Source organism: Lysobacter sp. Soil_C_15, from assembly GCF_057657315.1.
The window spans coordinates 766,572-793,194 of sequence record NZ_JBDGIR010000002.1; the positions used below are offsets into that span (position 1 = coordinate 766,572).

The window sequence follows — 26,623 nt, forward strand, 5'->3', positions numbered from 1 at the left end:
AGGCAAGAGCAGGAGCGGCTTTCGCTCACTCCTCGCTCCTCTCCGCTCACTCCTAAGCAAGCGCCTTAGCCCTTGCGGTTGACCTCCGCCCACAGCGTGCTGCTCATGCCGAAGAGCTTGATGAAGCCTTCGGCCTCGGCCACGCCCCAGTCGGCGGCCTGGGCATAGGTAGCGCCCTTGGCGTTGAGGATGTGCCTGGACTCGATCGCCACCGCGTTGACGGTGCCGCCGTTGGTTTCCAGGGTCACCTCGCCGTTGACGGTGGACTGCGAGCTGGCCAGGAAGGCTTCCAGGTCGGCCTTGAGCGGGTCGTGGAAGAAGCCTTCGTAGACCAGTTCCACCCACTTGCGCGCCACGTCGGGCTTGAAGCGGTTCTGCTGCTTGCTCAGCACCGCCTCTTCCAGCGCGCGGTGCGCGGTCAGCAGGGCGATCAGGCCCGGCGCTTCGAAGATGATCCGGCCCTTGAGGCCGATGGTGGTGTCGCCGGTGTACAGGCCGCGGCCCACGCCGTACTGGGCAAAAAGCCGGTTGAGCTTAGCGAGCAAGACATGGCCTGCGCAGTCCTCTCCATCGAGCGCGACAGCCTCACCGTTCTTGAACGTCAACTTCACCCGCAGGGTTTCGCTCGGCCACTGCGCGCGCGGCTTGCACCAGCCCACCGCGCCCTCGCCCGGCGCCTGCCAACGGTCGATCTCGCCGCCGGACATGGTCAGGCCGAGCAGGTTCTCGTTGATGGTGTAGGCCTTCTGCTTGGCGCGCACGCCGAAGCCGCGCTCTTCCAGGTACTTCTGCTCGTAGGCGCGGACCTCGGTGTGCTCCTTCTGGATTTCGCGGATCGGCGCGACGATCTGGTAATCGCCCAGCGCCTTGACCGCCAGGTCGAAACGCACCTGGTCGTTGCCCATGCCGGTGCAGCCGTGGGCGATCGCCTTGGTGCCCAGCTCGGCGGCGCGCTTGAGCGCGGCTTCGACGATCAGGTAACGGTCCGACACCAGCAGCGGGTACTGGCCCTGGTAGCCCTCGCCGGCCCACACGAAGGGCTTGACGAAGCCCGACCAGATCGCCGGCCCGCCGTCGACGGTGACGTGGCTGGCCACGCCGAGCTCGGCGGCGCGCTGCTCGATGAAGGCGCGCTCCTCGTCGTCGACGCCGCCGGTGTCGGCGAACACGGTGTGCACGGCCCAGCCGCGCTCCTGCAGGTAGGGCACGCAGAAGCTGGTGTCGAGGCCGCCGGAGAAGGCGAGGACGATGTCTTTGGCAGCGGGACTCGGAACTCGGGACTCGGGACTCGGGGAAGCGGTTTGCTGCGACATGGGAAGCTCCGGAGGATAGAAATAAAAAGAGAGGAAGGTGGACGCGCTTACGGGTCCCGAGTCCCGAGTCCCGCGTCCCGCACCAAGGCGGCCATGATCGCCTTCTGCACGTGCAGGCGGTTCTCGGCTTCCTCGATCGCGATGCAGTTGGGCGAATCCATCACCGCGTCGGTGGCCTTGACGTTGCGGCGCAGCGGCAGGCAGTGGCTGAACACGCCATCGTTGGTCAGCGCCATCTTGGCTTCGTCGACGATGAAGTGCTTGTACTGCTCGCGGATGGGCTTCTCCGGGCCCCAGTTGCCGAAGTACGGCAGCGCGCCCCAGCTCTTGGCGTAGACCACGTCGGCGCCGGCGTAGGCGCTGTCGATGTCGTGGCTGACGGTCAGCGAGCCGCCGCTTTCGGCGACGTTCTGCTCGGCCCAGCCCATGTAGCGCTGGTCGAGCACGTACTCCGGGGTCGGGCACAGCAGGGTCACGTCCATCCCCAGGCGGGTGGCGATGGTCAGCGCCGAGTTGGCGACCGCGGTGTTGAGCGGCTTGGGGTGGTAGGTCCAGGTCAGCACGTACTTCTTGCCGCGCAGGTCGGTGGTGCCGAAACGCTCCTGCAGGGCCAGCGCGTGCGCCAGTTCCTGGCAGGGGTGGGTGATGGTCTCCATGTTGATGACCGGCACCGGCGAGTACTTGGCGAAGGACTTCAGCACGATGTCTTCGCGGTCGTAGGCCCAGTCGACGAACTTCGGGAACGCGCGCACGCCGATCAGGTCGACGTAGCGGCCCAGTACCCGCGCCACTTCGGCGATGTGCTCCTCGGTGTCGCCGTCCATCACCGTGCCCAGGTCGAACTCGATCGGCCACGCGTCCTTGCCCGGCTGCAGCACCACGGCATGGGCGCCGAGCTGGAACGCGCCCAGTTCGAAGCTGGTGCGGGTGCGCATCGACGGATTGAAGAACACCAGCGCGATCGACTTGCCGCGCAACTGGTCGCCGAGCTTGTTGCGCTTGAACGCCGCCGCCTGGGCCAGCAGCGCGTCGAGGTCGCTGCGCGACCAGTCCTGGGTGTTGAGGAAGTGCTTCATCGGTTGGCTTCGAGTCCGGGAATCGGGAAAGGGGAATGGGGCATCGGTTAGAGCGGTTGCGCTGTGGCCGGCAGTCGCGAGGGGAAACGGACAACGGCGTACCGCTCTGCCGATTCCCGATTCCCCATTCCCGATTCCCGACCCGAAAAGCAAAAAAGCCCAGCGCTAGGCTGGGCTTTTCGTGTGTGGTGCTTGTTACACGAACGACGGCGAGCGCCGTCACCCAGCGGATTGGCAGGGCAACGGTCGACGCGCGCGCGAGGTCATGCCCGCCGCCATGTAGGCGGAGGTCAGAACGTCGGCGTCGGCGTAGTTCGGGTTCATGAGGTCGCGAATGCTCGCACGCGCGGGGGCCGGGCGCAAGCCGTACGCTCGGGTCCGGTCGCCGCCGGGCTCAGCGCGAGGTGCTGATCGGGGTGATGACCGGGGTCACCGCGACCCGGATCCGCAGCTTGTTGCCCGGGTCCTCGGGCAGGCGCGAGCGGAACCGGGCGCCCTTGTAGACGTAGTCGACGTCGTAGGCGATCGGCCGGCGGAACTCGCGGTCGACCGGCACCGGGCGGCAGTTGTCGCCGGTGCTCGGCTTGGGATTGCGCTCCCGGCCCAAGGCCTCGCGCACCGCCCCGACCACCCGCGACAGGCGCGAGTTCTCGTCCTTGGCGGGCTCGGGGTCGCATTGCTGCTCGACCGTGGTCGCGCGCAGGGTCTGGTAGACCGGGGTCACCCGCAGCACCTGGGCATAGTCGAAACGCACGTTTTCGGCCTGGATCACGGTGTGCTGGGCTGCGGCCGGCAGCGACGACGCCGCGGCCAGGGCGCTGGCCAGCACCAGGATCGAAGCCTGCAAGGCGGTTCGGTTCATCGGGCTCGCGGAGACGGATTCGTGAATAAATTGTAAGAGCAGTGTGCCGGCACGGCCTGAATCCCACCTTTAGGCCAGTCCCGGCGGGCCGGACGCGGCCTGTCGGACTCTCTCCAGGATCGCGGTCAAGCGGCGGTCAAGCGCCGGCAACCCCGTCCACCGTCATCCCTGCCTGCCGTCATCTGCGCGAAAGCGGGGAGCCAGGGCTTCACCGCGACCAGACTCTGAAGTTCCGCAGGGCCCGCCTGCGCAGGCACGACGGCCGCGCAGCACTTGGCGCCGGCCGCCGCTCGCACCTGGACCCCGGCCGCTGCCGCGAGGCTCGGGCCGGCACCGCCCCCCGCTCCATCCCGCCGCAGCCGGCGATCGGCCGCGCGCCGCGACCGCTCCGGCGCGATCGCGTCCGGGCGCGGCGAGCGCGCCTTCGCTAGAATGAACCCGACTCCCATCCGTGCCGCCATGAGCCTGCATCTCTACAACAGCCTGTCGCGACAGGTCGAAGCCTTCGTTCCGCTGGATCAGGCCCGCCCGACCATGTATCTGTGCGGCCCCACGGTCTACAACTACGCCCACATCGGCAACGCCCGCGGCCCGGTGGTGTTCGGCGTGTTGGCCGAGCTGCTGCGCCGCCGTTACGGCGCGCTGGCCTTCGCCCGCAACATCACCGACGTCGACGACAAGATCAACGCCGCCGCGGCCGAACAGGGCGTGCCGATCTCGGCCATCACCGAGCACTACGCCGCGATCTACCGCCAGGACATGGGCGCGCTGGGCGTGCGCCTGCCCGACCTGGAACCGGCCGCGACCGCGCACATCGGCCAGATCGTGGCGATGATCGAGCGCCTGATCGAGGCCGGCCACGCCTACGAGGCCGAAGGCCACGTGCTGTTCGCGATCCAGAGCTATCCCGACTACGGCAAGCTGTCGCGCCGCGACATCGACGACATGCGCGCCGGCGCGCGCATCGAAGTCGCTCCCTATAAGCGCGATGCCGGCGATTTCGTGCTGTGGAAGCCCTCCAGCGCCGATCTGCCCGGCTGGGACTCGCCCTGGGGCCGTGGCCGTCCGGGCTGGCACATCGAATGCTCGGCGATGGCTGCCGCCCACCTGGGCGAGACCATCGACATCCATGCCGGCGGCAACGACCTGATGTTCCCGCACCACGAGAACGAGATCGCGCAGAGCGAATGCGCGCACGGCGGCAAGGTGTTCGCCCGGTTCTGGCTGCACAACGGCATGCTGAACTTCGACGGCGAGAAGATGGCCAAGTCGCGCGGCAACATCGAGACCGTGCACGAGCTATTGGAGAAACATCCGGCCGAAGCGTTGCGCTACGCCTTGCTGACCGCCCACTACCGCCAGCCGCTGGACTGGTCGAACAAGCTGATCGAGCAGTGCGCGCGCACCCTGGACCGGCTGTACGGCACCTTGCGCGACCTGGCCGCGGTCGACGCCGGCCCGGTGCGGATCCCGGACGAGATCGAGCGCATCCTCGACGACGACCTGGGCACGCCGCAGGCCCTGGCCGAGATCGCCCGCATCGCCGCCGAGGCGCGCAAGGCCGCCGATCCGGCCGAACAGGCCCGGCTCAAGCGCGAACTGCTCGGCGCCGGCCTGGCCCTGGGCCTGCTGCAGCAGGATCCGGCGGCGTGGTTCGCCGGCGCTGCCGGCGACCAGGACGACGAGCGCATCCAGGCCCTGGTCGAGGAACGCAGCGCGGCCAAGAAGGCGCGCGATTTCGCCCGTGCCGACGCGATCCGCCAGCAGTTGGCCGATGAGAACATCCTGCTCGAAGACACGCCGCAAGGCGTGCGCTGGGTGCGCAAGCGCCCGGAACTCCATACCGAGGAAACCGGGTCCTGACACGCGCAGGCCCCCAGATTCGATGAATGCCGTCGCCCTCCCCGCTTCCCCGTTTCCGCTCGAACCCAGCGCCGTCCAGGCCCAGGCCGCGATCCGCGACGAGTTCGCCTTCTTCGGCGACTGGTCCGAGCGCTACCAGTACCTGATCGATCTCGGCCGCAAGCTGCCGGACCTGCCGCAGGCCTATAAGACCGAAGAGCATCGCCTGCTCGGCTGCCAGTCGATGGTCTGGATCGCGGTCGAGGGCGATGCGCAGCGCCTGGATTTCCACGCGATCAGCGACTCGGCGATCGTGTCCGGGCTGATCTACCTGGCCCTGCGCGTGTACTCCGGCCGCAGCGCGAGCGAGATCGTCGCCACCTCGGCCGACTACATCGCCGACATCGGCCTGGCCAAGCATCTCTCGCCGACCCGCAGCAACGGCCTGGCCGCGCTGCTGGCCTTCATCCGCGAGCAGGCGCAACGGCGCCTGTGAGCGCCGGCCCGTCCAGCGCCGGCCAAACCGACACACCCGATCCGGCTTCCGAAGGCCCGGATTTCAAGGGCTCTGACTCCAAGAGCCCGGATTCCGAGGGCCTGCGCCCGCTGCTGCGCAATCCCGGTTTCGTCGGCCTGCTGGTGTACCGGCTGCTGGGCATGCTGTCCTACCAGATCGTCGCGGTCACGGTCGGCTGGCACGTCTACGAACTGACCCGCGATCCCTTCGCCCTGGGCCTGATCGGCCTGGCCGAGGTGGTGCCCTACTTCTGCTTCGCCCTGTTCGCCGGCTACGCGGTCGATCACCTGCCGCGGCGCAAACTCGGCCTGTTCGCCTGCCTGGGCCTGGTCGCGACCACCGCGCTGTTGGCCTCGGTGGCCTGGGGCACGCTGCCGGCCGGCGGGTTCGGCTTCGCCACCGCGACCATCTATGCGGCGATCGCGCTCAACGGCGTGGTCCGCGCCTTCCTCGGCCCGGTGTACATGTCGCTGTTCGCGCGCGTGCTCAAGCGCGAGCACTACGCGCGCGGCGCCGGGGTCAGCAGCGTGGTCATGCAGACCGGGCTGGTGCTGGGGCCGGCGCTGGGCGGCGCGCTGGTGGCCTGGGGCGGCAAGACCTCGGCCTACCTGGTCGCGACCGGCTTCGCCGTCGCCGCGGCGATCGCGATCAGCACCCTGCGGGTGACCGAACCGCCGGCGCCGAGCGAGCGCGCGCCGGTGTTCAAGAGCATCGGCGAAGGCCTGCGCTTCGTGTTCAACCACCAGGTCGTGCTCGGCGCGCAGGCGCTGGACATGTTCTCGGTGCTGTTCGGCGGCGCGGTCGCTTTGCTGCCGGCCTTCATCCACGACGTGCTGCATTACGGCCCGGAAGCGCTGGGCGTGTTGCGCGCCGCGCCGGCCGCGGGCGCGGTGCTGGTCGGCCTGTGGCTGGCCCGGCATCCGCCGCAGAAGCACGCCGGGCGCCTGCTGCTGTACGCGGTGGCCGGCTTCGGCCTGTGCATCATCGGCTTCGCCCTGTCGCGCGAGTTCTGGCTGTCGGCGCTGATGCTGATGCTGTCGGGCATGTGCGACGGCGTGTCGGTGGTGCTGCGCTCGACCATCCTGCAGTTGTCGACCCCGGACGAGATGCGCGGCCGGGTGTCGTCGATCAACGGCATCTTCATCGGTTCCTCGAACGAGCTCGGCGCGTTCGAGTCCGGTCTCGCCGCGCGCCTGCTCGGCCTGGTGCCGTCGGTGATCTTCGGCGGCTGCATGACCCTGGTGGTGGTCGCCGCGACCGCGCAACTGGCGCCGAAGCTGCGCCGGCTGGACCTGCGCGAGCTGCAGTAGCAGGCCGGCCAGGAGCGGGTGGAGAGGCAGGAACGAGCGCAGAGGAGTGAGGAGCGAGCGAAAGCACGGCTGCCTTTGCTCACTCCTCACTCCTCTGCGCTCACTTCTCGTTCCGGCCCGCAACGCGAAAGCCCGGCCGAAGCCGGGCTTTCTCCAGGTGCCGCTCGGCCGCGCGGCCGCTCAGTCGCCCATCTGCTTCTGCAGATGCTCCCAGCGCTCCTGGGCGTCGATGGTGCGCTCGGCGGTCAGGCGCGCCTCCAGGCGCTCCAGGCCGATTTCTTCGCCGGTATCGACGCAGAAGCCGTAGTCGCCGGAATCGACCCGCTTGAGGGTGCTGTCGATCTTGCTGATCAGCTTGCGATAGCGGTCGCGGGTACGCAGTTCGAGCGAGTTCTCGGTCTCGCGGGTGGCGCGCTCGGCTTCGTCGCCGACGTCGCGCACTTCGTCCTTGAGGTTCTCGATGGTCTGCTTGGACTCCTCGACCAGGTCGGTACGCCACTGCAGCAGGCGCTGGCGGAAATACTCCAGCTGCAGCGGGCTCATGTACTCCTCTTCGGGGCTCGGCTTGTAACCGTTCGGCACGATCGGCCGGCCGGTGGCCGGATCGTTCTGGTAAGCCACGACTTTGACCTTGGTCTTCGGAGCCGGCGCCGCCTGCTTGGCGGTCACGGCGACGGCGACCTTGCCGGCCGGACGCGGCGCCGGAGCGGCCGGAGTCGCGGGCTTGCCCGCGGATGGTTTGCTGGATGCTGTCTGGGTCACTGTGTTCTTGATTCGGTCGGAGGTGCTGTCGACCAGCGCCGCAGGGGGGGCCTTGGGGGCGGTCTGCGGCGCGGGCGGTGGGGCAGCCGGCTTGACTGCGGGCTTCACAGCTTCGGGCTTTTTCACTTCAACTTTTTTAAGCTCGGGCTTCTTCGCTGCGCTGTCCTTGCCGGGTGCGGGTTTTTTCGCCGCCGCGGGAGGCGCCTTCTTCGCCGCGGGCGCCGGCTTGGCGGCCGGCTTCTTCGCTGCGGGCGCCTTGGCGGGCGCCGCCTTCTTCACCACTGCGGCCTTCTTGGCCGCCGGCTTGCTCGCTGCGGGTTTCTGCGCCGCGGCCTTCTTGACCGGCGCCTTCTTCGCCGCCGGCTTGGCCGCCTTGGTCGCCGCTTTGGCCGCCGGCTTGGCCGGCGTTTTTTGCGGCGCCGGTTTGGACGCAGGCTTGGCCGCCTTCTTCGCAGCCGGCTTGACGGTCTTCTTGGCGGCCTGGGCGGCCTTCTTCGCAGGTTTTTTCACTGCCACGAGCGGCTTGTCCTTCTATTCCCTGAGGGCGCCCCCGGACGCGACGTCCGAAAGGGCTTCGCGGGCCAAGCATGACCCACCCGGTCATCAAATGCACATGCGTTCGCTGACCGCAAGTGAAATCCGGCGTACGGCCGGTTTTCGCCCGGCCCGGGCAGACACGGTAGCATCGCTTCCGCGCCGCGGCGGACCTTCGTCTCGCACTTGCCTTGTTTGGGGAAAGCGCGCTGTTATACCCTGCTGCGGCACCTGCGGCAACCGCGCCAAATCACCGGCCAGACGCAGTACCCGAGGGCTTTCGCGACGCGCGTTTCCTGCGCCAGTCCCTACCGTTGCCGGCATTAAGAAAACGTGATCGACCGTCTCCTCATCGCCCTGCTTCGTGGCTACAAGCGTTGGATCAGCCCGATGCTGGGCCAGCGTTGCCGTTTCTACCCCAGCTGCTCGGCCTATTCGATGGAGGCGATCGACCGCTTCGGCGCGTTCAGGGGCGGCTGGCTGACACTGCGACGCCTGGCACGCTGCCACCCCCTGCACCCCGGCGGCCACGACCCCGTACCGCCCCTGGACTCCGGAAAACACACATGTCATCGACACTGATCGTCAACGCCCGGCTGGTCAACGAAGGCCGCGAGTACGACGGCGACCTGCGCATCGAGAACGGCCGCATCGCCCAGATCGGCGCCGGCCTGGACGCGCGCGGCAACGAAACCGTGGTCGACGCGGCCGGCCGCCGGCTGCTGCCGGGGATGATCGACGACCAGGTGCATTTCCGCGAACCCGGTCTGGAATACAAGGCCGACATGGCCACCGAATCGGCGGCCGCGGTCGCCGGCGGGCTGACCACGTTCATGGACATGCCCAACACCAACCCGCCGACCCTGGATTCGGCCGCGCTGGAGGACAAGTACCGCCGCGCCGCCGGCCGCGCCTGGGGCAACTACGGCTTCTACCTCGGCGCCAGCAACGACAACCTGGCCGCGATCCAGTCGCTGGATCCGCGCACCGCGCCGGGCGTGAAAGTGTTCATGGGCGCTTCGACCGGCAACATGCTGGTCGACGATCCGGTCACCCTCGACGCGATCTTCCGCGACGTGCCGACGCCGATCATCACCCATTGCGAAGACACGCCGATGATCGATGCCGAGCTGGCGCGCTACAAGGCGCAGTACGGCGACGACATCCCGGCGCGCTTCCATCCCGACATCCGCTCGCGCGAAGCCTGCAAGAAATCGACCGAGCTGGCGATCTCGCTGGCGCGCAAGCACGGCACCCGCCTGCACGTGCTGCACATCAGCACCGCCGACGAGCTGGCCCTGTTCCAGGCCGGCCCGATCGAAGGCAAGCGCATCACCGCCGAGACCTGCATCCACTTCCTGCGCTTCGATCGCGACGACTACGAAAAGCTCGGCCACCTGATCAAGTGCAACCCGGCGATCAAGGACCCGGCCGACCGCGAAGCGCTGATCCGCGCCGTGGCCGAGGACGTGATCGACGTGCTCGCCACCGACCACGCCCCGCATACGCTGGAAGAAAAGGCGCGGCCCTACACCGGCGCGCCGAGCGGCCTGCCGCTGGTCCAGTTCGCCCTCAACGCCGCGCTGGAACTGGTCCACGAAGGCCGCCTGAGCACCGCCCAGGTGGTCGACAAGTTCGCCCACGCCCCGGCCAAGCTGTTCGACGTCGAGCATCGCGGCTTCCTGCGCGAAGGCTATTTCGCCGACCTGGTGCTGATCGACGACGCGCCGTACACGGTGCGGCGCGAGGACGTGCTGTCCAAGTGCGGCTGGTCGCCGTTCGAAGGCCGCACCTTCCACAGCTCGATCGCCTCGACCTGGGTCAACGGCGTGCTGGCCTGGGACGGCAAGGCGCTGGTCGGCGCTCCGAACGGGCAGCGCCTGGCCTTCGCCCGATGAACCGCGGCCTCGCCGCCGCGCTGGCGGCGTGCCTGGCGGCGGCAGGCCTGAGCGCCGTCCCGGCATCGGCCCAGGCGCCGGCCGCGGCCGGCGCGCCGGCGCGCGCCGATGCGCGCATCGTCTTCCCCGAAGCGGTGCAGCAGGGCGCGATGGTGATCGGCCGGGTGCCGCCCGGCAGCACGGTGCGCTATGCCGGCCGCAGCCTGCGCAGCACCGGCTACGGCTCGGTGGTGTTCGGGGTCGGCCGCGATGCGGCCGGCCCGCTCGAGGTCGAGGTCGAAACCGCGCCGGGCCGGGTCGAGCGCGCGCGCATCGCGGTGACTGCGCGCGACTTCCCTACCGAATACATCCAGGGCGTGCCGCCGAAGACGGTCAACCCGCCGCCGGACATCGCCGCGCGGATCGAGCGCGAGCAGGCCGAGGTGGTGGCCGCGCGGCTGCGCGACGACGACCGCGCCGACTTCGCCCAGGCCTTCGTCTGGCCGGTGCGCGGGCGGATCAGCGGCCGCTTCGGCAACCAGCGGGTCTACAACGGCCAGAAAGGCTCCGGCCATTCCGGCATGGACATCGCCGCGCCCACCGGCACGCCGATCCTGGCCCCGGCCGCGGGCGTGGTCAGCTTCGCCAAACCCGGCCTGTACCTGACCGGCGGCACCGTGGTGCTCGACCACGGCCACGGCATCAGTTCGAACTTCCTGCATCTGTCGCGCATCGACGTCCAGGTCGGCGACCGCATCGCCCAGGGCCAGACCGTCGGCGCGGTCGGCGCGACCGGACGCGCGACCGGCCCGCACCTGCACTGGGGCATGAACTGGTTCGACGTGCGCATCGATCCCTTGCTGGTGCTCGAACGCGGCGATGCGGTGCGCGCCAGCAAGGCGCCGGCCGCGCCCTGAGGCGCAGCTCAGTTCGCCAGCAGCGCGCCCAGCGTCGGCAGCGAGGGCGACAGCTCCAGCTCGCGCAACCGCAGCCATTTCGGATTGGCGACCCGCGGCCCGGCCGCGAGCAGGCCGGCGCCGGTCGCGATCAGGCCCAGCCGCGCGCGGGCCTGGGCCAGCGCCACCGCGAACCCGGCCTCGCCGATCGGCGCCTCCGCGCTCGCCGTCGCCCAGTCGCGGCGCCGCGACGCCGGCAGCCAGGGCTCGACCCGGGCCCACAGCGCCGCTTCGTCCAACTCCGGACACGGCAGGCTCCGCGCCGGCACCGGCGGCAGGCGCCATCCCGGCCCGCCGCGCCCGTGGACCGGATTCTCGGCCAGGCAGCGGTAGACGAATTCGCTAGCGGTCATGGCCTGCGCGTCGGCCTCGGCGACGCGGCGCAAGGCCTCGTGCAAGACCCGGCGCAGGCCGGGCCGGGCCGGCCAGTCGCGCTCGCGCAGCGCGGCCAGCACGCCGAGCGCGCGCAAAGGGTCGCCGGCATGGACCGGCTTGCGCAGCGACAGCGCATGGGCGAGCACGGCGATGCGGTCGGTGTCCTGCGCGGCTTCGCCGCCGGCCTGCGGCCGGCGCGCTTCGGCGGCGCTCAGGTCGGGATCGGCCAGGCGTTCGGCCAGCGCCGGTTCGCTCACCCCGTCCGCGCCCAGTTCGATCAGGCAACCGGCGCGCCCGACCAGGGCGATGTGGTCGTAGTCGCTGTCGCCGAGCCAGGCGTACAGCCGCGCCAGCTCGTTGCGATGGCGCAGCAGCAGCACGTCGCCGGTGCGCAGTTGCGCCGGCGCGCACGAGGCCGGCCGGCTGCGCTCGAAGTTCACGACACCGCCTCGGTTTCGGCCGGCTCGTTGGTGTGGCCGGTGACCCGGTCGCGGCCGGCCGACTTGCTCGCGTACAGCGCGGCGTCGGCGCGCTCGAGCAATTGCTCCGGGGTCTCGCCCGGCAGCAGTTCGGCCACGCCCAGGCTCAGGCTGACCGGCAACAATCGGCCGTCGATCGACAGCGGGCTGCCGCTGACCGATTCGCGCAGGTGCTCGGCCACCCGCACCGCATCGCGCAACTGGGTGTCGGCCAGCACTACCAGCACTTCGTCGCCGCCGTAACGGCCGAACAGGTCGTAGGCGCGCAGGCGGTTGCGGGTGCGCAGCGAGACGATGCGCAGGGTTTCGTCGCCGACCCGGTGGCCGTACTCGTCGTTGATGCGCTTGAAATGATCGATGTCGAAGAACACCACCGACATCGGCCGGTGCGAGCGATGCGCGCTTTCGACCGCGCCGCGCAGGCTCTGCGAAATCGCCGCCCGGGTCATCGCCCCGGTCAGGCTGTCGTAGGTGGCCAGCCGGTTGGCGGTGTCGCGGTCGCGGCGCAGCTGTTGCAGCTTCGAGGTCAGGCCGAGCAGCAGGCCGAGCCCGCCGAACGCCAGGCCGACCGGGAAGGCGTACTCGAGCCAGGCGTACTCCGGCCACCATTGGTGGATGGCGCCGACCCGCACCACCAGCACCGCCATCAGCGGGGTCCAGACCAGCAGCAGGAAGTAGGCTTCGCGCTGGCGGCGGCGGGCGGCCACCGCGGTGCAGTACAGCACCAGCGCGATCACCAGCAGCAGGTTGAGGTTGCCGTACAGCGCGCTGTGCTTCCAGGTCCGGAACACCGACACCACCAACAGCGCGCCGAGCGAAATGCTGCAGTAATCCAGGATCCGCGCGATCCGCGGCTGACTGGTGCGCAGACCGAGGAAGAAGATCAGAAAGCGGATGCTGGCCAGCACCGCGGCGGTGTTGAGCACCACGTTGGTGCGTCCGTCCGGGGCGATCTGGCTCAACCACGGCACCGCGCGCATCTCGCCGCCGTCGGCGGTCAGGGTCAGGATCTGCAGCACCAGGGTCAGGCCCAGGTAGGCGTAACCGCGCTCGCGCAATCCGGCCCAGAAACCGAACGCCAGCACCGCGGCCACCCCCAGCGCGGTCAGCACCACGCTGCGCAGGCCGACGTGCAGCATGTCCTGGCGATGCACCTGGGCCAGCGGCGCGAAAGTCACCCTGGACTTGGTCGAATCGACGGTCTGCAGGCGCAGGTACAAGACCTCGCCCCGGCGCATTTCGTGCAAGGGAAACACCACGAACCGGGTCGAATGGTCGAAGTCGGTATCGGGGCCGTAGATCGAGCGGCGCAGCGGCACCGCGTCGCCGGGGCGCCATAGCTCGATCACCCGCCGGTTCGGCTGGCCGACCACCAGTTGCGGCGCGGCCTCGGCGCTGAGCTCGCCGAGCAGGCTCAGCCGCCACCAGGTCGGCTGCCGCGGCGGCGCGGCGATCTCGTTGCCGGACACGGCTTCGAAGGCATGGTCGAATTCGCCGGCGAGCACGCGCGCCGGCACCGGGTCCTGGCCGAGCCGGGCCAGGCCGAAAGCGGGCGCGCGAAAGGCCGGAGGGTCGGACGAGGACAGCCCCGGGGATTGCGCCGACGCGATCGCCGCCACCCACATGGCCAGCAGAGCCAACAGGGTCTGCCAGCTCCGACGCCAGGGTTTCCCCATGCCCCATCCGGTCACTGATCCAATGATCCGAGCATAGCCGATGCGGTACGGCGGCCGGGGGTGGGTAGCGTCACGATTTGGCGCACCAATCTGTGCGCTGGCACACGCCTTGCGCACATTAGCGAGCGAGGAAGCGCGGCGCCCGCCGCAATTATGCAGATCGTTACCGGCGTCGCGCGCCGGCGCCGGCGCGCGGGTTCAGTCGCGCGCGCCCTGCCCGGTCACCCGCGCCACCGCATCGTGCGCGTGCAGGCTTTCGAAGTGCGCGACCTCGGCGTCGAAACGCTCGATCCGCGCGTCGCGCGACAGCGCCGCGGCGACCCGCCGCGCGGCGTCTTCGCAGAACATCAGGTTCTCGGCGTTGAGCTTGGCGAAAGCCTGCTCGTCTTCGCGCTTGACCGCGGTCTGCACCGGCGTGCCCAGCGCCTGCTCGATCGCGTCGATCAACGCCACCAGCGGCAGTTCGTCGAACGCCGGACGCAGTTCGACCCGCACGTCGGCGCGGCTGCGCTGCGCGTGCGGCGTCGCCGCCAGGCCGCGCTCGGAGGCGAGCCAGTCGCCGACCACCGCGGTCGACAGCGGATGCGCAGCGGCGAAATCGGCGGCGAAACGCGCCGCGTTGAGCTGGCGCGACAGCGCCGCCGACGCCGGACAGGTGCTGGAGTACTCGACCGCGAAGCGCAGGCCCAGGTGCAGGTGGCCGTCGATCAGGCGCGCGTCGATCTCGACCGGATAGCGCTTCCAGCCGGCGTTGTGGCTGGCCAGCGCCGGACGCAACAGCAGTTGCTCGTAGCGCAGGCTCAGGCGCGCGGCGCCGGACAGGCCGCCCTGGCCGTCGATCAGGCTCTGCAGGGCGCGGCGCAGGCCGGCCGGGGTCACCGTCTCGCTGGCGAACGCGTGCTGCAGGTGCAGGTACATGCGCGACATGTGGATGCCGCGCGCGTCGGCATCGCGCAGGTCGACCGCGACGTCGACCGAGGCCGGCACCTGGATGACGCTGCCGTCGCCGGCGGCGACGCGCAGCGGCAGGGCGATGTTGGACATGCCCACCCAGTCGAGCGGCCGCGCCGCGGCGGCGGCATCGAAGGCAACATCGGGCAGGACGGGCTTGAGCGCAGGAGCGTTGGGAGGATTCACGACGGCTGAGATGGGGGCGCGTGGGGGGAACGCAACGCCGCCATTCTAGCGGCTGGGGGGCCGCCGGCCCGGTCCCGGCCCTGCAACGCTCAGTTGCGGGCCCCGCGCCAGGCCGCCAGCAAGGCCGCCCACGGCGACAACGGCCGGGCCGCGTCGCCGCGCTGCAGGCGGGTCCGGGCCAGGGCCGTCCACAGCCGCCGCGGCACGGTCGCGCCGCCGCCGTGCGGCCATTGGGCCAGCAGTTCCCGGCCCCACTCGGCCGCCGCGCCCTCGCCCGGGCGGGCCAGGGTCCGCGCGACCAGACTCAACGGCACAGCCGCGTCGCCCTGCAACAGCAGCCGCGCTTCCAACAGCGCGGCCTGGATCGCCGGCACCGCAGCGACCGGCAACTGACCGGGCACGAGCTCGAACAGGGCCGCATCGATCGCGGCGACCGCCTCGGCGAGCGGGCGCAGGCCGTCGTAGGCCTCGTTGCGGTCGCCGGGGCGCTCGCGGCTGTCGCGCAGCCCCGGCAGGGCCGCCGCCAGCGCCGCCCAGGGCGCCGGCCGGCGTTGCAGGGCCAGGCCGAGCGGGTGGCGGCGCCGCCCCTGGGTCCAGCCCTGCAGTTCCTCCATCCACCAGCCGAGCTTGGCCTCGCCCGGCGCGGCGTCGCTGCCGCCCCAGGCGGCGTCGGTCAATTCCTGTTGCAGCGCCGCCCAGGCCAGCGCGGTGGCGCGCTCGGCGCGCGGCACGAACACTTCGGCCACCGCCCACTCCGGCCAGCGCGCGCGCCACTTGCCGGCGAATTCGTGCAGCGCCTGCTCGTCGGCCTCGCCGGCGGCGGGATTCATCGCGTCGCCGGCCATGCGCCAGGCTCGAGCAATTGCGCCGGCGTCTCGAGCATGACGTCCGCCCGCCACGACAGCGGATCGTCGTGGTCGAGGCGGTAGCCCCACAGCGCGGCCACCGAGGCCATGCCGGCGGCGCGCGCGGCGACGATGTCGCGCTCGTCGTCGCCGACGTAGACGCAGTCCGCCGCGGCCAGGCCGATGCGCTCGGCCGCCACGGTCAGCGGCAGCGGATCGGGCTTGCGCGCGGCCAGGGTGTCGCCGCCGATCAGCACCGCGCAGCGGGTTTCCCAGCCCAGCAGCGGCATCAGCTTGCGCGCCAGGTATTCGGGCTTGTTGGTGACGATGCCCCAGGCGCAGCCGGCGGCCTCGAGCCTGGCCAGCATCGTCTCGACTCCGGCGAACGGCGCGCCGTGCAGGCCGAGTTCGGCCTCGTACAGATCCAGGAATTCGCCCACCAGGCCGTCGCGCCCTGCGGCGTCCAGCTCCGGGAACGCCGCGCCGAGCATCGCCCGCGCGCCCTTGGACACGTGCGGGCGCAGCGCGTCGAGCGTCATCGGGCCGGCGCCGCGCGCCGCGCGCATGCGGTTGGCGACCGCGAGCATGTCCGGCGCGCTGTCGAGCAGGGTGCCGTCGAGATCGAACAGCGCCGCCTTCGGGAAGGCGGTCGCGACGGACTGCGCGGCCGCGCTCATGCCGCGTCCCCGGGCTTGCGCGCGCAGGCCAGGTAGTTGATGTCGGTGCGCGAGATCACCCGCGCCGCATTGCGCCAGGGCTCGTACATCAGGCCGCTGACGTCTTCCAGCTGCAACCCGGCCTCGCGCAGCCACGCCGCCAGTTCCGAGGGCTTGATGAAGTCGCGGTACTGGTGGGTGCCCTTGGGCAGCACGCGGGCGACGTACTCGGCGCCGACGATGGCCAGCGCGAACGCCGCCGGGGTGCGGTTGAGGGTGGACAGGAACAGCCGCCCGCCGGGCTTGAGCAGCCTGGCGCAGGCGCGCACGATCGCCGCCGGGTCGGGCACGTGCTCGAGCATTTCCATGCAGGTGACCGCATCGAAGCGGCCCGGCATTTCCTCGGCCAGGGTTTCCACCGACTGCAGCCGGTAATCGACCGCGACGCCGGTTTCCAGCCGGTGCAGCTTGGCGACCTTGATCAGTTCCGGCGCCAGATCGATCGCGATCACCTGCGCGCCGGAAGCGGCCAGCGCCTCGCTGAGCAGGCCGCCGCCGCAGCCGACGTCGAGCACCTGCGCCTCGCGCAATGGCACCCGCTGGGCGACATAGCCCAGCCGCGCCGGGTTCATCGCATGCAGCGGCTTCTGCGGGCCTTGCGGGTCCCACCAGCGATTGGCGAGGGCGCCGAACTTGTCCAGTTCGGCCTGGCTGAAATTGTCGCGGCCGCTCGCGGACCCGGTGTCGCCGGTGTCGTTGGTGTCGCCGGAATGGGGGGCGGTGCTGTGAGCGCTCATGTTCGTTACCGTTCGGACCGTTGCCGGTCGGTGGCGGCGCGGGCGCGCGATCGCCCCCTCGCCTGTCGGGCGCCGGACCGGGTCCGCCGCCGCCTTAGTGTGGCCAAGCGCTCGGGCCGCGGTGTTAACGCCGCGCGAGCGCCCGCCCGCTCAAATCGCGGCGATGCGTTCGCGCCACTGGCGCGCGTTGGCGAGCAGGCCGGCGACGTCGATGTCGACCAGCGCGCGCTGGCGCAGCTTGGCGCGGCCGGCGATCCAGACGTCGCTGACCTGATGCCGGCCGGTGGCGTAGATCAGCTGCGAGACCACGTGGTGCAGCGGCTGGGTCTCCAGTTGCGACAGATCGACGCAGACCAGGTCGGCCTGCTTGCCGGCCTCGATCGAACCGATCCGGGTCTCGTAGCCGAGCGCGCGCGCGCCGCCGAGGGTCGCCGCGCGCAGCGCGCGGAACGCATCCAGCGCCTTGGCGTCGTCGGCCACGGCCTTGGCCAGCAGCGCCGCGGTGCGGGTCTCGCCGAACATGTCCAGGTCGTTGTTGCTGGCGCAGCCGTCGGTGCCGATCGCCAGGTTGACCCCGGCGCGCTCGAGCTTGCAGGCCGGGCAGAAGCCCGAGGCCAGCTTGAGGTTGGATTCCGGGCAGTGCACCACGCTGACCCCGCGCTGCGCGCACAGCTCGATCTCGGCGTCGGTGAGCTGGGTCATGTGCACTGCGATCAGGCGATCGCTGACCAGGCCGAGCCGGTCCAGCCGCGCCAGCGGACGCTGGCCGTGCAGCTTGATCGAGTCGGCGACTTCCTGCGCGGTCTCGTGGGTGTGCAGGTGGACCGGCAGGTCGAGCTGGTCGGCGAGCATGCGGATGCGCTCGAAGTTCGCATCGCTGACCGTGTACGGCGCATGCGGCGCGAACGCGGTCGCGACCAGCGGATCGTCGCGCCACAGGTCGTGCACTTCGCCGGCGCGGTCGAAATACTCGTCCGAGCTCTTGGCCCAGGCGGTCGGGAAATCGATCACCGGCAGGCCGACCCGGGCGCGGAAGCCGTGGCGCTTGTACACCGCGGCCTGGACGTCGGGGAAGAAATAGTTTTCGTTGGCGCAGGTGGTGCCGCCGCGCAGCATCTCGGCGATCGCCAGGGCGATGCCGTCCTCGACGAACTGCGGCCCGATCACCGCCGCCTCGACCGGCCAGATATGGCCTTGCAGCCATTCCATCAGCGGCAGGTCGTCGGCGATGCCGCGCAAAAGCGTCATCGGGTTGTGGGTGTGGGCGTTGACCAGGCCCGGAATCAGCGCCGCGTCCGGGCGCGAAACCGTCTCGGCCGGCGCGTAGCGCGCCCGCGCCTGGGCGATCGGCAGCACGTCGAGGATCTGGCTGCCGCGCACCGCGACGGCGTGGGCTTCCAGCACCACCGCATGCGGCTCGACCGGCACCACCCAGCCCGCTTCGATCAACAGGTCGCAGGCAATGGCTTGGGGTTCGCTGGTCATCTGCGCTCGCTCGGATGGCCGGACCGCCCGAGGCCGGGTCGGCCGGGTGTTGCGAAAACGCGGCCGGGGTCGCCGTCCGCGTACGGGTCGTGCTGACTGCTGCGCGGCGCCCGCGAGCGCCGCAAAACGGCGACCAGCGCCGCAACGCATTGTGCGCCGCCCTCGCCCGCGCCGCGCGGACGTCGGCGAAAGCGGCAATGCCGGCAAACCGCGCCGCAAGCGTCCGCCGCGGCGGGAACGCGGCCGCCGGCGACCGCCGACGGCGGCCGCGGGCCGGACCGTATCACTTCACTCGATCACTTCACTCGATCACTTCACTCGGCTGACGTACTCGCCCGAGCGGGTGTCGACCTTGATCGTTTCTTCCTGGCCGACGAACAGCGGCACGCGCACCACCGCGCCGGTTTCCAGGGTCGCCGGCTTGCCGCCGCCGCCCGAGGTGTCGCCGCGCACGCCCGGATCGGTCTCGGTGATCTTCAGCTCGACGAAGTTCGGCGGCTGGACCGCGATCGGCACGCCGTTCCACAGCGTCACCACGCACTCCTCCTCGCCCTTGAGCCACTTCTCGGCGCCGCCCATGCCGGCCTTGTCGGCCTGGACCTGCTCGAAGGACTCCTGGTTCATGAAGTGCCAGTACTCGCCGTCCGAGTACAGGTACTGCATGTCGGTATCGACCACGTCCGCCTGCTCGACGCTGTCGGTGGCCTTCATGGTCATTTCGACCACCCGGCCCGACTTGATGCTGCGGTACTTGACGCGGGTGAAGGCCTGGCCCTTGCCCGGCTTGACGTACTCGGTCTCGGTGATGATGCACGGGTCGTTGTTGACCAGGATCTTCTGTCCGGTCTTGACGTCGTTCATGCCTAAGCTGGCCATGCTTGAAGCTCCTGCGAATTTGGAAAGTAATGAGGCGGCGCCCCGCGCCCGCGGCCGGCGCCCGGGCGCATCGCCCGGGTCCGCCGCTGGGCCCGCTGCCGCTTGGATCCGCCGCTGGGATCCGTCGCTAGAAACCGCGATCGGACGGGTAAGGCTAGAATGTCGGGCTGCGCGCCGCCCCGGCCTACGGCCCGGGCCGGCGCCGGCAGATCCGGCCACCCTAATCAGCCCGACATGATAACCGCAGCCCCGGCCCCGATGCAGCCGCCCGCCCCCGACCGCCCCGGCGCACGCTGGCAGGCGGCCTGGCGCGAGGCCCTGCGCGACCCGCGCGAGCTGCTGTCCCTGCTCGGCCTGGAGCAGGCCGCGCTGGGCCTGTCGGACCAGGCCGCGGCCCAGTTCCCTTTGCGGGTGCCGCGCGGCTTCGTCGCCCGCATGCGCCACGGCGATCCGGCCGACCCGCTGCTGCGCCAGGTCCTGCCGCTGGACGAGGAACTGCGGCCGATGCCCGGTTTCAGTCTGGACGCGGTCGGCGACGGCGCGGCCAAGGCCGGCCACGGGGTGATCCGCAAGTACCGCGGCCGCGCCCTGTTGATCGCCACCGGCAGCTGCGCGATCCACTGCCGCTACTGCTTCCGCCGCCACTTCCCCTATGCCGAGGAAACCGCGGCCGCGGCCGGCTGGCGCGAGGCGGTCGCGGCGATCGCCGCCGACCCCGGCATCGACGAGGTGATCCTGTCCGGCGGCGACCCCTGGTCGCTGGCCACGCCCAAGCTGGCCGAGCTGACCCAGGCCCTGGCCGCGGTGCCGCACCTGCGCCGCCTGCGCGTGCACACCCGCCTGCCGGTGGTCCTGCCCGAGCGCGTCGACGCCGAGCTGAGCGCCTGGCTGCGCGGCCTGCCCTGGCCGGTCGCGGTGGTCCTGCACGCCAACCACGCCGCCGAGTTCGACGCCGCGGTCGACGCGGCGATGGCCCGGCTGCGCGCCGCCGGCGCCACTTTGCTCAATCAGGCGGTGCTGCTGCGCGGGGTCAACGACGACGTCGACGCCCTGGCCGCGCTGAGCGAGCGCAGCTACGCCGCCGGCGTGCTGCCCTACTACCTGCACCAGCTCGACCGGGTCCAGGGATCGGCCCATTTCGAGGTCTCCGACGAGCGCGCCCTGGCCTTGCACCGCGCCCTGGCGGCGCGCATCTCCGGCTACCTGGTGCCCAAGCTGGTGCGAGAAGTGGCAGGCGATCCCGGCAAGCGACCGTTGTAAGCTTGTAATCTGATCGGGGTTTGATCGGGGAACGACGCGAAACCGCCGACCGGCGCCGCCATGCGCCGGCCGCGCGCGGCTGCGGCGGATCGAACCCAACAACGGGTCACAGATTTTCGACCTTGCATGGACGAGGCCGGCCCTTCATGTCATAAACCCGGCCCACGGAGGTGGTCAATGCAATTCGGCAAAGACATGGTATTACGCCTGTTGATCGTCGACGACAGCGTCGAGGCGGCCGAGGCCATCGTCAGCGGCCTGCGCAACAGCGGCATCGCGGTGCGGCCGACCCGGCCGGAAAACGAGCAGGAAGTGGCCGCGCTGATCCTGCAGCACCCGCCGGACCTGGTCCTGGCGGCGCGCGACTCGCGCAACGTCGCCCTGTCCAAGCTGATGCAGAGCGTCGACGCCAGCGGCAAGGACCTGCCGGTGCTGGTGCTGACCGAGACCGTCGACGATTCGATCCTGCTCGGCGCGCTGGAGATCGGCGCGCGCGGCGTGGTGCTGCGCTCCAACCTGGCCCACCTGCAGAACGCGGTGCGCGCCGAATGGGCCGATCTGGAAGCGCGCCGCTCGCTGCGCCGGCTCGAGGCCCAGGTGCGCGAGACAGAGCGCCGTTGCGATGCGCTGATCGACTCCTCGCGCGATCCGATCGCCTACATCCACGAAGGCATGCATATCCGCGCCAATGCGGCGTACCTGGACATGTTCGGCTTCGAGTCCTTCGAAGAAATCGAAGGCATGTCGCTGCTCGACATGGTCGCGCCCGGCCAGGTCGACGGCTTCAAGCAATTGCTCAAGCAGCTCAGCAAGGGCGAGCCGCCGCCGCCGAGCTACGAGACCCAGGCCCGTACCCTGGACGGCAACGCCTTCCCGGCGGTGATGGAATTCACCCCGGCCACCTACGAAGGCGAACATTGCCTGCAGGTGGTGCTGCGCCGGCAGGAAGTCGACCCGGAACTGGCGCGCGAAGTCGAAGCGCTGCGCCAGCGCGACCAGGTCACCGGCCTGTTCAACCGCGCCACCTTCCTGCGCGCGCTGGAAGACGCGGTCTCGGACGCGGCGCAGAACTCCGCCCACCACGGCCTGCTGCTGGTCGAGCCCGACCATTACAACCAGTTGCTGCAGGAAATCGGCCTGGACCAGGCCGACCAACTGATCGCCGCCTGCGGCGAGCGCCTGCGCGCCGCGGTCGGCCCCGAGGACGTGGTCGCGCGCTTCGCCGAGCACCAGTTCGCGGTACTGACCCGGCACAGCGACCACAGCCATACCGCGGCGTTGGCCGAACGCATCCGCGCCACCTTCGCCGACCAGGTGCTCGAGGCCGGCCCGCTGGCCCTGAGCGCCACCGCCAGCCTCGGCGGCGTGCAGATCGGCGAGAAGATCGCCAGCATCACCGCCGTGCTCGGCAAGGCCAGCCAGTGCCTGCAGTCGGCCAGCGACGTCGGCGGCAACCGCAGCGAGTTGTTCGATCCGGGCGCGGTCGACCGCGCCGAGGAAGAACGCATCGCGGCCTGGGTCGCGCGCATCCGCGACGCGCTCGACGCCGACCGCTTCGTGATGAACTACCAGCCGCTGATCAACCTGCACGGCGAGCCGATCGAGATGTACGAGGCCTACCTGCGCATGCAGAGCGCGGCCCCGGGCGAGGTCGGAGGCGAACTGGTGCAGCCGCTGTCGTTCCTGCAGATCGCCGAAGAGCACGGCCTGCTGTGGGAGATCGATCGCTGGGTGGTCGGCAAGGCGATCCAGATCATCGGCGAGCGCATGCGCCAGGGCCGCCGCACCACCTTGCTGGTCAAGATCACCCAGGCCTCGCTGCAGGACGAAAGCCTGCAGCAGCACATCGTCGAACAGCTGGCCAAGTACGGCGCCGACGGCAAGCTGCTGGTGCTGCAGCTGCCCGAGTCCAAGGTCTTCACCAACCTGCGCGCGGCGCAGGAGCTGCAGGCGCGCATCGCCCCCTACGGCGTGCGCATCGGCCTGGAGCAGTTCGGCGCCGGCCTCAACTCGTTCCAGCTGCTCAACCACTTCGACGCCGCATTCCTCAAGATCGACCGCGGCTACATCGAAGACCTGACCGGCAACCCCGACCACCAATCGCGCGTGCGCGAGATCGCCGACAAGGCGCGCGAGCTGGGCAAGCAGACCATCGCCGAGTTCGTCCAGGACGCTTCCAGCATGAGCCTGCTGTTCGGCGCCGGCATCGACTACGCCCAGGGCCATTTCCTAGCCGCGGCGGGGCCGGAGATGGATTACGACTTCCAGTAAGCCGGGACTCGGGACTCGGGACTCGGGACTCGGGACTCGGGACTCGGGACTCGGGACTCGGGAAAAGACTAAGACAGGGGTTTCTCCCGTCAACAAGAAACCCGCCGGATGGCGGGTTTTTTGTTGCCTCATCGCCGGCCGCACCGCCCTTGCCGCTCCCCCCTTTGAAAAAGGGGGGCCAGGGGGGATTTGCTGTTGCTGTTGCTGTTGTCGCTTACCGCACCACCGCGCGCCCGCTGGAGCGTTCCTGCGGCGCGTCGATCAGCGCCTGGATGCGCTCTTCCAGCGGCGGATGGCTGCGCAGCAGCTTGGACAGGCCGTGGCCGACCGCGCCGCTGATGCCGAAGGCCTGGACCTGGTTCGGCAGAGTGCTCTCGCCGTAGGTCAGCGACAGCCGCTTGAGCGCGGCGATCATCTTCTCGCGGCCGGCCAGGCGGGCGCCGCCGGCGTCGGCGCGGAACTCGCGGTAACGCGAGAACGCCATCGCGATCATGCTGGCCAGGATGCCGAACACCACGTCCAGCACCATCACCACGACGAAATAGAACACGCCCGGGCCGCGCGACTCGCGCTCGCCGTTGAGCATCGCGTCGATCCAGCCGCCGACGATGCGCGCGGCGAACAGCACGAAGGTGTTGAGCACGCCCTGGACCAGGGCCATGGTCACCATGTCGCCGTTGGCGACGTGGCTGACCTCGTGCGCCAGCACCGCCTCGGCCTCGTCCGGGGTCATCGCCCGCAGCAGGCCGGTGGAGACCGCGACCAGCGCGTCGTTGCGGTTGGCGCCGGTGGCGAAGGCGTTGATTTCCGGCGCCTCGTAGATCGCGACCTCGGGCATGCCGATGCCGGCCGCCTCGGCCTGGCGGCGCACGGTCTCGACCAGCCAGCGCTCGTCGGCGTTGCGCGGCTGCTCGATCACGTAGGCGCCGGTGGTCCGCTTGGCGATCCACTTCGACATCAGCAGCGAGATCAGCGAACCGCCGAAACCGAACACCGCGGCCATCACCAGGATCGCGCCCTGATTGCCCAGGCGGATGCCGAATACGTTCTGCAGCACCGACATGACGATGCCGAGCAGGACCAGCACGGCCAGGTTGGTGGCGAGGAACAGCGCTATGCGTTTGAACATGGTCGTAACTTGCTTGGGTTGCCGCGCACCATGCGCGGCTTCGTGCGACCTCCCTGTCGATGCGGCGGCGTCGCCGCTCGTCCTCAAATGTGGCGAAACCGCCGTTAATTCAACGAGAATCCGTACCGTCCCCGCCCTCGCCCGAGCGTTCGTTCATTGTCCGGACATCCTTCGTCCCCGCCCGAACACCCCGGCCTCCCGGCTGCCGCCGCGCCCGAACCGGGCCGGCCGGCGCCGTACCGCGGGCGCTTCGCGCCCTCGCCCACCGGCGAGCTGCATCCGGGCTCGCTGCTGGCGGCGTTCGGCAGCTGGCTGCTGGCGCGCCACCACCGGGGCACCTGGCTGGTACGTATCGAAGACCTCGATCCGCCGCGCGAAGTTCCCGGCGCCGCCGACTGCCAGTTGCGCACCCTGGCCGCGTTCGGCCTGGAAAGCGACGAGCCGGTGCGGCGCCAGAGCGCGCGCGGCGCGCTCTACCGCGCCGCCCTGGCCGAGCTGCTGGAGCGCGGCCTGGCCTTCGAATGCCGCTGCAGCCGCAGCGAGCTGGCCGCCGCCGGCGGCATCCACCGCCGCTGCGTCGGCGCCGCGCGCGTCGCCGAGCAGGCGGCGCCACAGCCGGCGGTGCGCCTGCGCGTGGCCGACGACGCGACGGTCGACTACGACGATGCCGTGCTCGGCCCGCAACGCCAGGACGTGGCCGCCGAGGTCGGCGACTTCGTCCTGCGCCGCGCCGACGGCTACTGGGCCTACCAACTGGCGGTGGTGGTCGACGACGCCGAACAGGGCATCACCGACGTGGTCCGCGGCGCCGACCTGCTCGACTCGACCGCGCGCCAGATCCTGCTGCAACGCGCGCTGCGCCTGCCGACCCCGACTTACGCGCACCTGCCGCTGCTGCTCGACGCGCAGGGGCGCAAGCTGTCCAAGTCCGACGCCGCGCGCCCGCTCGACCCGGCCGACCCGCTGCCGGCGCTGCGTGCCGCCTGGCTCACGCTCGGCCAGGATCCCGCGCCGCTGGCCGAGGTAGCGACTGTCACCGAATTGCTCGACCAGGCCCGGCTTTCGTTCAGTCCGGCACAGATTCCAAAATGTGCTAAGACCCTCGCTGCTGTGCACAACACGCCGGCCCCGAATGCTGTCTAGAATCGGGCCGATACCGCGCTGCGCGGTCATGGAGAGCACAGCATGCAGTCACGCGTTGCACTGGTCACCGGCGGCACCGGTGGCATCGGCACCTCGATCGTCCAACGCCTCGCCAAACTGGGGCACAAGGTCGCGACCAACTATCGAGACGAAGCCAAGGGCCGCGCCTGGCAGGCGCAGCTGAAGGAACAGGGTTTCGAGGTGGCCATCGCCCAGGGCGACGTGTCCTCGCCCGAGCAGGCCGAGGCGCTGGTGCGCGAGGTCGAGCGCCAGCTCGGCCCGGTCGACATCCTGGTCAACAACGCCGGCATCACCCGCGACGCCACCTTCCACCGCATGACGGCGCAGCAGTGGACCGACGTGATCGGCACCAACCTCAATTCCTGCTTCAACGTCACCCGCCCGGTGATCGAGGGCATGCGCGAACGCAAGTGGGGCCGGATCGTCCAGATCAGCTCGATCAACGGCCAGAAAGGCCAGTACGGCCAGGCCAACTACGCCGCGGCCAAGGCCGGCATGCACGGCTTCACCATCTCGCTGGCGCAGGAAAACGCCAAGTTCGGGATCACCGTCAACACCGTCTCGCCGGGCTACATCGGCACCGACATGGTGATGGCCGTGCCGGAGGACGTGCGCAACAAGATCATCGCCCAGATCCCGACCGGGCGCCTGGGCACGCCGGAGGAGATCGCCTACGCGGTCGGTTTCTTCATCCCCGACGAAGCCGGCTGGATCACCGGCGCCAACCTGTCCGCCAACGGCGGCCAGTACATGGGCTGGTGAACCGGTCCGACGCCGGAGACCTGTTCAGGGTCTCCGGCGCGCAGCCGGACGGCGCCGCGACGGGCGGCCGCGGCGACCTTCGGTCGCGGCCATTGTGCCGACCCTGTTGCAAGCCCTCGCGGCCTGCGCCATGCTGCAAGGCACCACGTTTTAGAGCCAAAGCTCCATGGCCTCGACTCGCGTCATCAAGAAGTACCCCAACCGTCGTCTCTACGACACCGAGATCTCCAGCTACATCACCATCGAGGACGTGCGCCAGCTCATCGTCGACGGCGAGGAGTTCGAGGTGCGCGATGCGCGTTCCGGCGAAGACCTGACCCGCCAGGTGCTGCTGCAGATCATCGCCGAGCACGAGCAGGACGGCGAACCGGTGTTGTCGACCCAGTTGCTCAGCCAGATCATCCGCTTCTACGGCGATTCGCTGCAGGGCTTCATGGGCAGCTACCTGGAACGCTCGATGCAACTGTTCCTGGACCAGCAGCAGCAGTTCCGCAACCAGATGGGCGGCATGCTCGGCCAGACCCCCTGGGCGATGATGAACCAGCTCACCGAGCGCAATCTCTCGATGTGGAAAGAGTTCCAGCAGAACCTTTCCGGCAGCGTAGGCCAACCGACCACGCCGCGGAACAAGACCGACAAGCGCGAGCGTTGAGCCGCGCTTT

The 26,623-nt window shown here is 70.2% G+C and carries 24 protein-coding genes; 11 read left to right on the forward strand and 13 right to left on the reverse strand.

Features of this window, described 5'->3' with window-relative positions:
• Positions 1-65: 65 nt before the first annotated feature.
• The 3 genes from AC3A57_RS07440 to AC3A57_RS07450 all read right to left on the reverse strand — a co-directional run bounded on the left by AC3A57_RS07440 (position 66) and on the right by AC3A57_RS07450 (position 3,251).
• Positions 66-1,313: an argininosuccinate synthase gene (locus tag AC3A57_RS07440; protein WP_487578309.1), complete on the reverse strand. Its 1,248-nt coding sequence runs from the start codon at positions 1,311-1,313 to the stop codon at positions 66-68.
• 47 nt (positions 1,314-1,360) lie between these two features.
• Complete coding sequence (locus tag AC3A57_RS07445) at positions 1,361-2,389, reverse strand: N-acetylornithine carbamoyltransferase (RefSeq protein ID WP_487578310.1); 1,029 nt, start codon at positions 2,387-2,389, stop codon at positions 1,361-1,363.
• A gap of 394 nt (positions 2,390-2,783) precedes the next feature.
• Positions 2,784-3,251 (reverse strand): hypothetical protein, encoded by a 468-nt coding sequence (locus AC3A57_RS07450; protein WP_221672117.1) that lies wholly within the window; start codon positions 3,249-3,251, stop codon positions 2,784-2,786.
• Between the two features lie 459 nt (positions 3,252-3,710).
• Between AC3A57_RS07450 and cysS the strand changes: the two genes are divergently transcribed.
• The 3 genes from cysS (at position 3,711) to AC3A57_RS07465 (ending at position 6,920) form a co-directional block, all read left to right on the forward strand.
• Positions 3,711-5,114: a cysteine--tRNA ligase gene (gene cysS, locus AC3A57_RS07455; RefSeq protein WP_487578311.1), complete on the forward strand. Its 1,404-nt coding sequence runs from the start codon at positions 3,711-3,713 to the stop codon at positions 5,112-5,114.
• A gap of 22 nt (positions 5,115-5,136) precedes the next feature.
• A complete protein-coding gene (locus tag AC3A57_RS07460; RefSeq protein ID WP_221672115.1) occupies positions 5,137-5,589 on the forward strand; it encodes a SufE family protein in 453 nt (150 codons plus the stop codon).
• Positions 5,590-5,690: 101 nt separating this feature from the next.
• A complete protein-coding gene (locus tag AC3A57_RS07465; protein WP_487578410.1) occupies positions 5,691-6,920 on the forward strand; it encodes an MFS transporter in 1,230 nt (409 codons plus the stop codon).
• A gap of 180 nt (positions 6,921-7,100) precedes the next feature.
• Here AC3A57_RS07465 and dksA read toward each other — a convergent pair whose 3' ends face one another.
• A complete protein-coding gene (gene dksA, locus AC3A57_RS07470) occupies positions 7,101-8,198 on the reverse strand; it encodes an RNA polymerase-binding protein DksA (protein ID WP_487578312.1) in 1,098 nt (365 codons plus the stop codon).
• A 408-nt stretch (positions 8,199-8,606) separates the two neighbouring features.
• Here dksA and yidD point away from each other — a divergent pair, with 408 nt between their 5' ends.
• Genes yidD through AC3A57_RS07485 form a run of 3 tightly spaced genes read left to right on the forward strand, consistent with a single transcriptional unit; the run spans position 8,607 to position 11,010 of the window.
• Positions 8,607-8,798 (forward strand): membrane protein insertion efficiency factor YidD, encoded by a 192-nt coding sequence (yidD, locus tag AC3A57_RS07475; protein ID WP_487578411.1) that lies wholly within the window; start codon positions 8,607-8,609, stop codon positions 8,796-8,798.
• The gene (locus tag AC3A57_RS07480; protein ID WP_487578313.1) at positions 8,783-10,114 is read left to right on the forward strand and encodes a dihydroorotase; all 1,332 of its coding nucleotides are present in this window, start codon (positions 8,783-8,785) and stop codon (positions 10,112-10,114) included. Before yidD ends, AC3A57_RS07480 begins: the two co-directional genes overlap by 16 nt.
• A complete protein-coding gene (locus tag AC3A57_RS07485; RefSeq protein ID WP_487578314.1) occupies positions 10,111-11,010 on the forward strand; it encodes a M23 family metallopeptidase in 900 nt (299 codons plus the stop codon). Before AC3A57_RS07480 ends, AC3A57_RS07485 begins: the two co-directional genes overlap by 4 nt.
• Before the next feature lie 8 nt (positions 11,011-11,018).
• Here AC3A57_RS07485 and AC3A57_RS07490 read toward each other — a convergent pair whose 3' ends face one another.
• From AC3A57_RS07490 to efp, 8 genes are all read right to left on the reverse strand, one after another.
• Positions 11,019-11,864, reverse strand: a complete 846-nt coding sequence (locus AC3A57_RS07490; RefSeq protein WP_487578315.1) for a hypothetical protein — start codon at positions 11,862-11,864, stop codon at positions 11,019-11,021.
• Entirely contained in the window at positions 11,861-13,579 is a 1,719-nt protein-coding gene (locus AC3A57_RS07495) for a sensor domain-containing diguanylate cyclase (protein WP_487578316.1), read from the reverse strand. The genes AC3A57_RS07490 and AC3A57_RS07495 overlap by 4 nt, the downstream gene beginning before the upstream one ends.
• 198 nt (positions 13,580-13,777) lie before the next feature.
• Positions 13,778-14,716, reverse strand: a complete 939-nt coding sequence (gene folE2 / locus AC3A57_RS07500; protein ID WP_487578317.1) for a GTP cyclohydrolase FolE2 — start codon at positions 14,714-14,716, stop codon at positions 13,778-13,780.
• A gap of 89 nt (positions 14,717-14,805) precedes the next feature.
• Positions 14,806-15,546: a phytoene/squalene synthase family protein gene (locus tag AC3A57_RS07505; protein WP_487578318.1), complete on the reverse strand. Its 741-nt coding sequence runs from the start codon at positions 15,544-15,546 to the stop codon at positions 14,806-14,808.
• Positions 15,543-16,238, reverse strand: a complete 696-nt coding sequence (locus tag AC3A57_RS07510; protein WP_487578319.1) for a phosphoglycolate phosphatase — start codon at positions 16,236-16,238, stop codon at positions 15,543-15,545. Before AC3A57_RS07510 ends, AC3A57_RS07505 begins: the two co-directional genes overlap by 4 nt.
• Entirely contained in the window at positions 16,235-17,014 is a 780-nt protein-coding gene (ubiG, locus tag AC3A57_RS07515) for a bifunctional 2-polyprenyl-6-hydroxyphenol methylase/3-demethylubiquinol 3-O-methyltransferase UbiG (RefSeq protein ID WP_487578320.1), read from the reverse strand. Before ubiG ends, AC3A57_RS07510 begins: the two co-directional genes overlap by 4 nt.
• 150 nt (positions 17,015-17,164) lie before the next feature.
• Positions 17,165-18,499, reverse strand: coding sequence for a TRZ/ATZ family hydrolase (locus AC3A57_RS07520; protein WP_487578321.1), 1,335 nt, complete (start codon positions 18,497-18,499; stop codon positions 17,165-17,167).
• A 309-nt stretch (positions 18,500-18,808) separates the two neighbouring features.
• A complete protein-coding gene (efp, locus tag AC3A57_RS07525; RefSeq protein ID WP_487578322.1) occupies positions 18,809-19,375 on the reverse strand; it encodes an elongation factor P in 567 nt (188 codons plus the stop codon).
• A gap of 234 nt (positions 19,376-19,609) precedes the next feature.
• Here efp and epmB point away from each other — a divergent pair, with 234 nt between their 5' ends.
• Positions 19,610-20,635: an EF-P beta-lysylation protein EpmB gene (epmB, locus tag AC3A57_RS07530; protein WP_487578323.1), complete on the forward strand. Its 1,026-nt coding sequence runs from the start codon at positions 19,610-19,612 to the stop codon at positions 20,633-20,635.
• A 177-nt stretch (positions 20,636-20,812) separates the two neighbouring features.
• Entirely contained in the window at positions 20,813-22,906 is a 2,094-nt protein-coding gene (locus tag AC3A57_RS07535; RefSeq protein ID WP_487578324.1) for an EAL domain-containing response regulator, read from the forward strand.
• Positions 22,907-23,120: 214 nt separating this feature from the next.
• Here AC3A57_RS07535 and htpX read toward each other — a convergent pair whose 3' ends face one another.
• The gene (gene htpX / locus AC3A57_RS07540; protein WP_221672092.1) at positions 23,121-24,035 is read right to left on the reverse strand and encodes a protease HtpX; all 915 of its coding nucleotides are present in this window, start codon (positions 24,033-24,035) and stop codon (positions 23,121-23,123) included.
• A gap of 273 nt (positions 24,036-24,308) precedes the next feature.
• Here htpX and gluQRS point away from each other — a divergent pair, with 273 nt between their 5' ends.
• The 3 genes from gluQRS to phaR all read left to right on the forward strand — a co-directional run bounded on the left by gluQRS (position 24,309) and on the right by phaR (position 26,613).
• The gene (gluQRS, locus tag AC3A57_RS07545) at positions 24,309-25,178 is read left to right on the forward strand and encodes a tRNA glutamyl-Q(34) synthetase GluQRS (RefSeq protein WP_487578412.1); all 870 of its coding nucleotides are present in this window, start codon (positions 24,309-24,311) and stop codon (positions 25,176-25,178) included.
• 42 nt (positions 25,179-25,220) lie between these two features.
• Positions 25,221-25,961 carry an acetoacetyl-CoA reductase gene (gene phbB / locus AC3A57_RS07550; RefSeq protein ID WP_487578325.1) on the forward strand — a complete coding sequence of 247 codons (741 nt, stop codon included), beginning with the start codon at positions 25,221-25,223 and terminating at the stop codon, positions 25,959-25,961.
• A gap of 166 nt (positions 25,962-26,127) precedes the next feature.
• On the forward strand, positions 26,128-26,613 hold the full coding sequence (gene phaR / locus AC3A57_RS07555; protein ID WP_487578326.1) for a polyhydroxyalkanoate synthesis repressor PhaR: 486 nt from the start codon (positions 26,128-26,130) through the stop codon (positions 26,611-26,613).
• Positions 26,614-26,623: the final 10 nt, after the last annotated feature.

Coding starts and splice junctions, on each gene's coding strand:
- AC3A57_RS07440 (WP_487578309.1), bottom strand. CDS start 1,313: ATGTCGCAGCAAACCGCTTCCCCGAGTCCCGAGTCCCGAGTTCCGAGT.
- AC3A57_RS07445 (WP_487578310.1), bottom strand. CDS start 2,389: ATGAAGCACTTCCTCAACACCCAGGACTGGTCGCGCAGCGACCTCGAC.
- AC3A57_RS07450 (WP_221672117.1), bottom strand. CDS start 3,251: ATGAACCGAACCGCCTTGCAGGCTTCGATCCTGGTGCTGGCCAGCGCC.
- cysS (WP_487578311.1), top strand. CDS start 3,711: ATGAGCCTGCATCTCTACAACAGCCTGTCGCGACAGGTCGAAGCCTTC.
- AC3A57_RS07460 (WP_221672115.1), top strand. CDS start 5,137: ATGAATGCCGTCGCCCTCCCCGCTTCCCCGTTTCCGCTCGAACCCAGC.
- yidD (WP_487578411.1), top strand. CDS start 8,607: ATGCTGGGCCAGCGTTGCCGTTTCTACCCCAGCTGCTCGGCCTATTCG.
- AC3A57_RS07480 (WP_487578313.1), top strand. CDS start 8,783: ATGTCATCGACACTGATCGTCAACGCCCGGCTGGTCAACGAAGGCCGC.
- AC3A57_RS07485 (WP_487578314.1), top strand. CDS start 10,111: ATGAACCGCGGCCTCGCCGCCGCGCTGGCGGCGTGCCTGGCGGCGGCA.
- AC3A57_RS07495 (WP_487578316.1), bottom strand. CDS start 13,579: ATGGGGAAACCCTGGCGTCGGAGCTGGCAGACCCTGTTGGCTCTGCTG.
- AC3A57_RS07505 (WP_487578318.1), bottom strand. CDS start 15,546: ATGAATCCCGCCGCCGGCGAGGCCGACGAGCAGGCGCTGCACGAATTC.
- AC3A57_RS07510 (WP_487578319.1), bottom strand. CDS start 16,238: ATGAGCGCGGCCGCGCAGTCCGTCGCGACCGCCTTCCCGAAGGCGGCG.
- ubiG (WP_487578320.1), bottom strand. CDS start 17,014: ATGAGCGCTCACAGCACCGCCCCCCATTCCGGCGACACCAACGACACC.
- AC3A57_RS07520 (WP_487578321.1), bottom strand. CDS start 18,499: ATGACCAGCGAACCCCAAGCCATTGCCTGCGACCTGTTGATCGAAGCG.
- efp (WP_487578322.1), bottom strand. CDS start 19,375: ATGGCCAGCTTAGGCATGAACGACGTCAAGACCGGACAGAAGATCCTG.
- epmB (WP_487578323.1), top strand. CDS start 19,610: ATGATAACCGCAGCCCCGGCCCCGATGCAGCCGCCCGCCCCCGACCGC.
- AC3A57_RS07535 (WP_487578324.1), top strand. CDS start 20,813: ATGCAATTCGGCAAAGACATGGTATTACGCCTGTTGATCGTCGACGAC.
- htpX (WP_221672092.1), bottom strand. CDS start 24,035: ATGTTCAAACGCATAGCGCTGTTCCTCGCCACCAACCTGGCCGTGCTG.
- phbB (WP_487578325.1), top strand. CDS start 25,221: ATGCAGTCACGCGTTGCACTGGTCACCGGCGGCACCGGTGGCATCGGC.
- phaR (WP_487578326.1), top strand. CDS start 26,128: ATGGCCTCGACTCGCGTCATCAAGAAGTACCCCAACCGTCGTCTCTAC.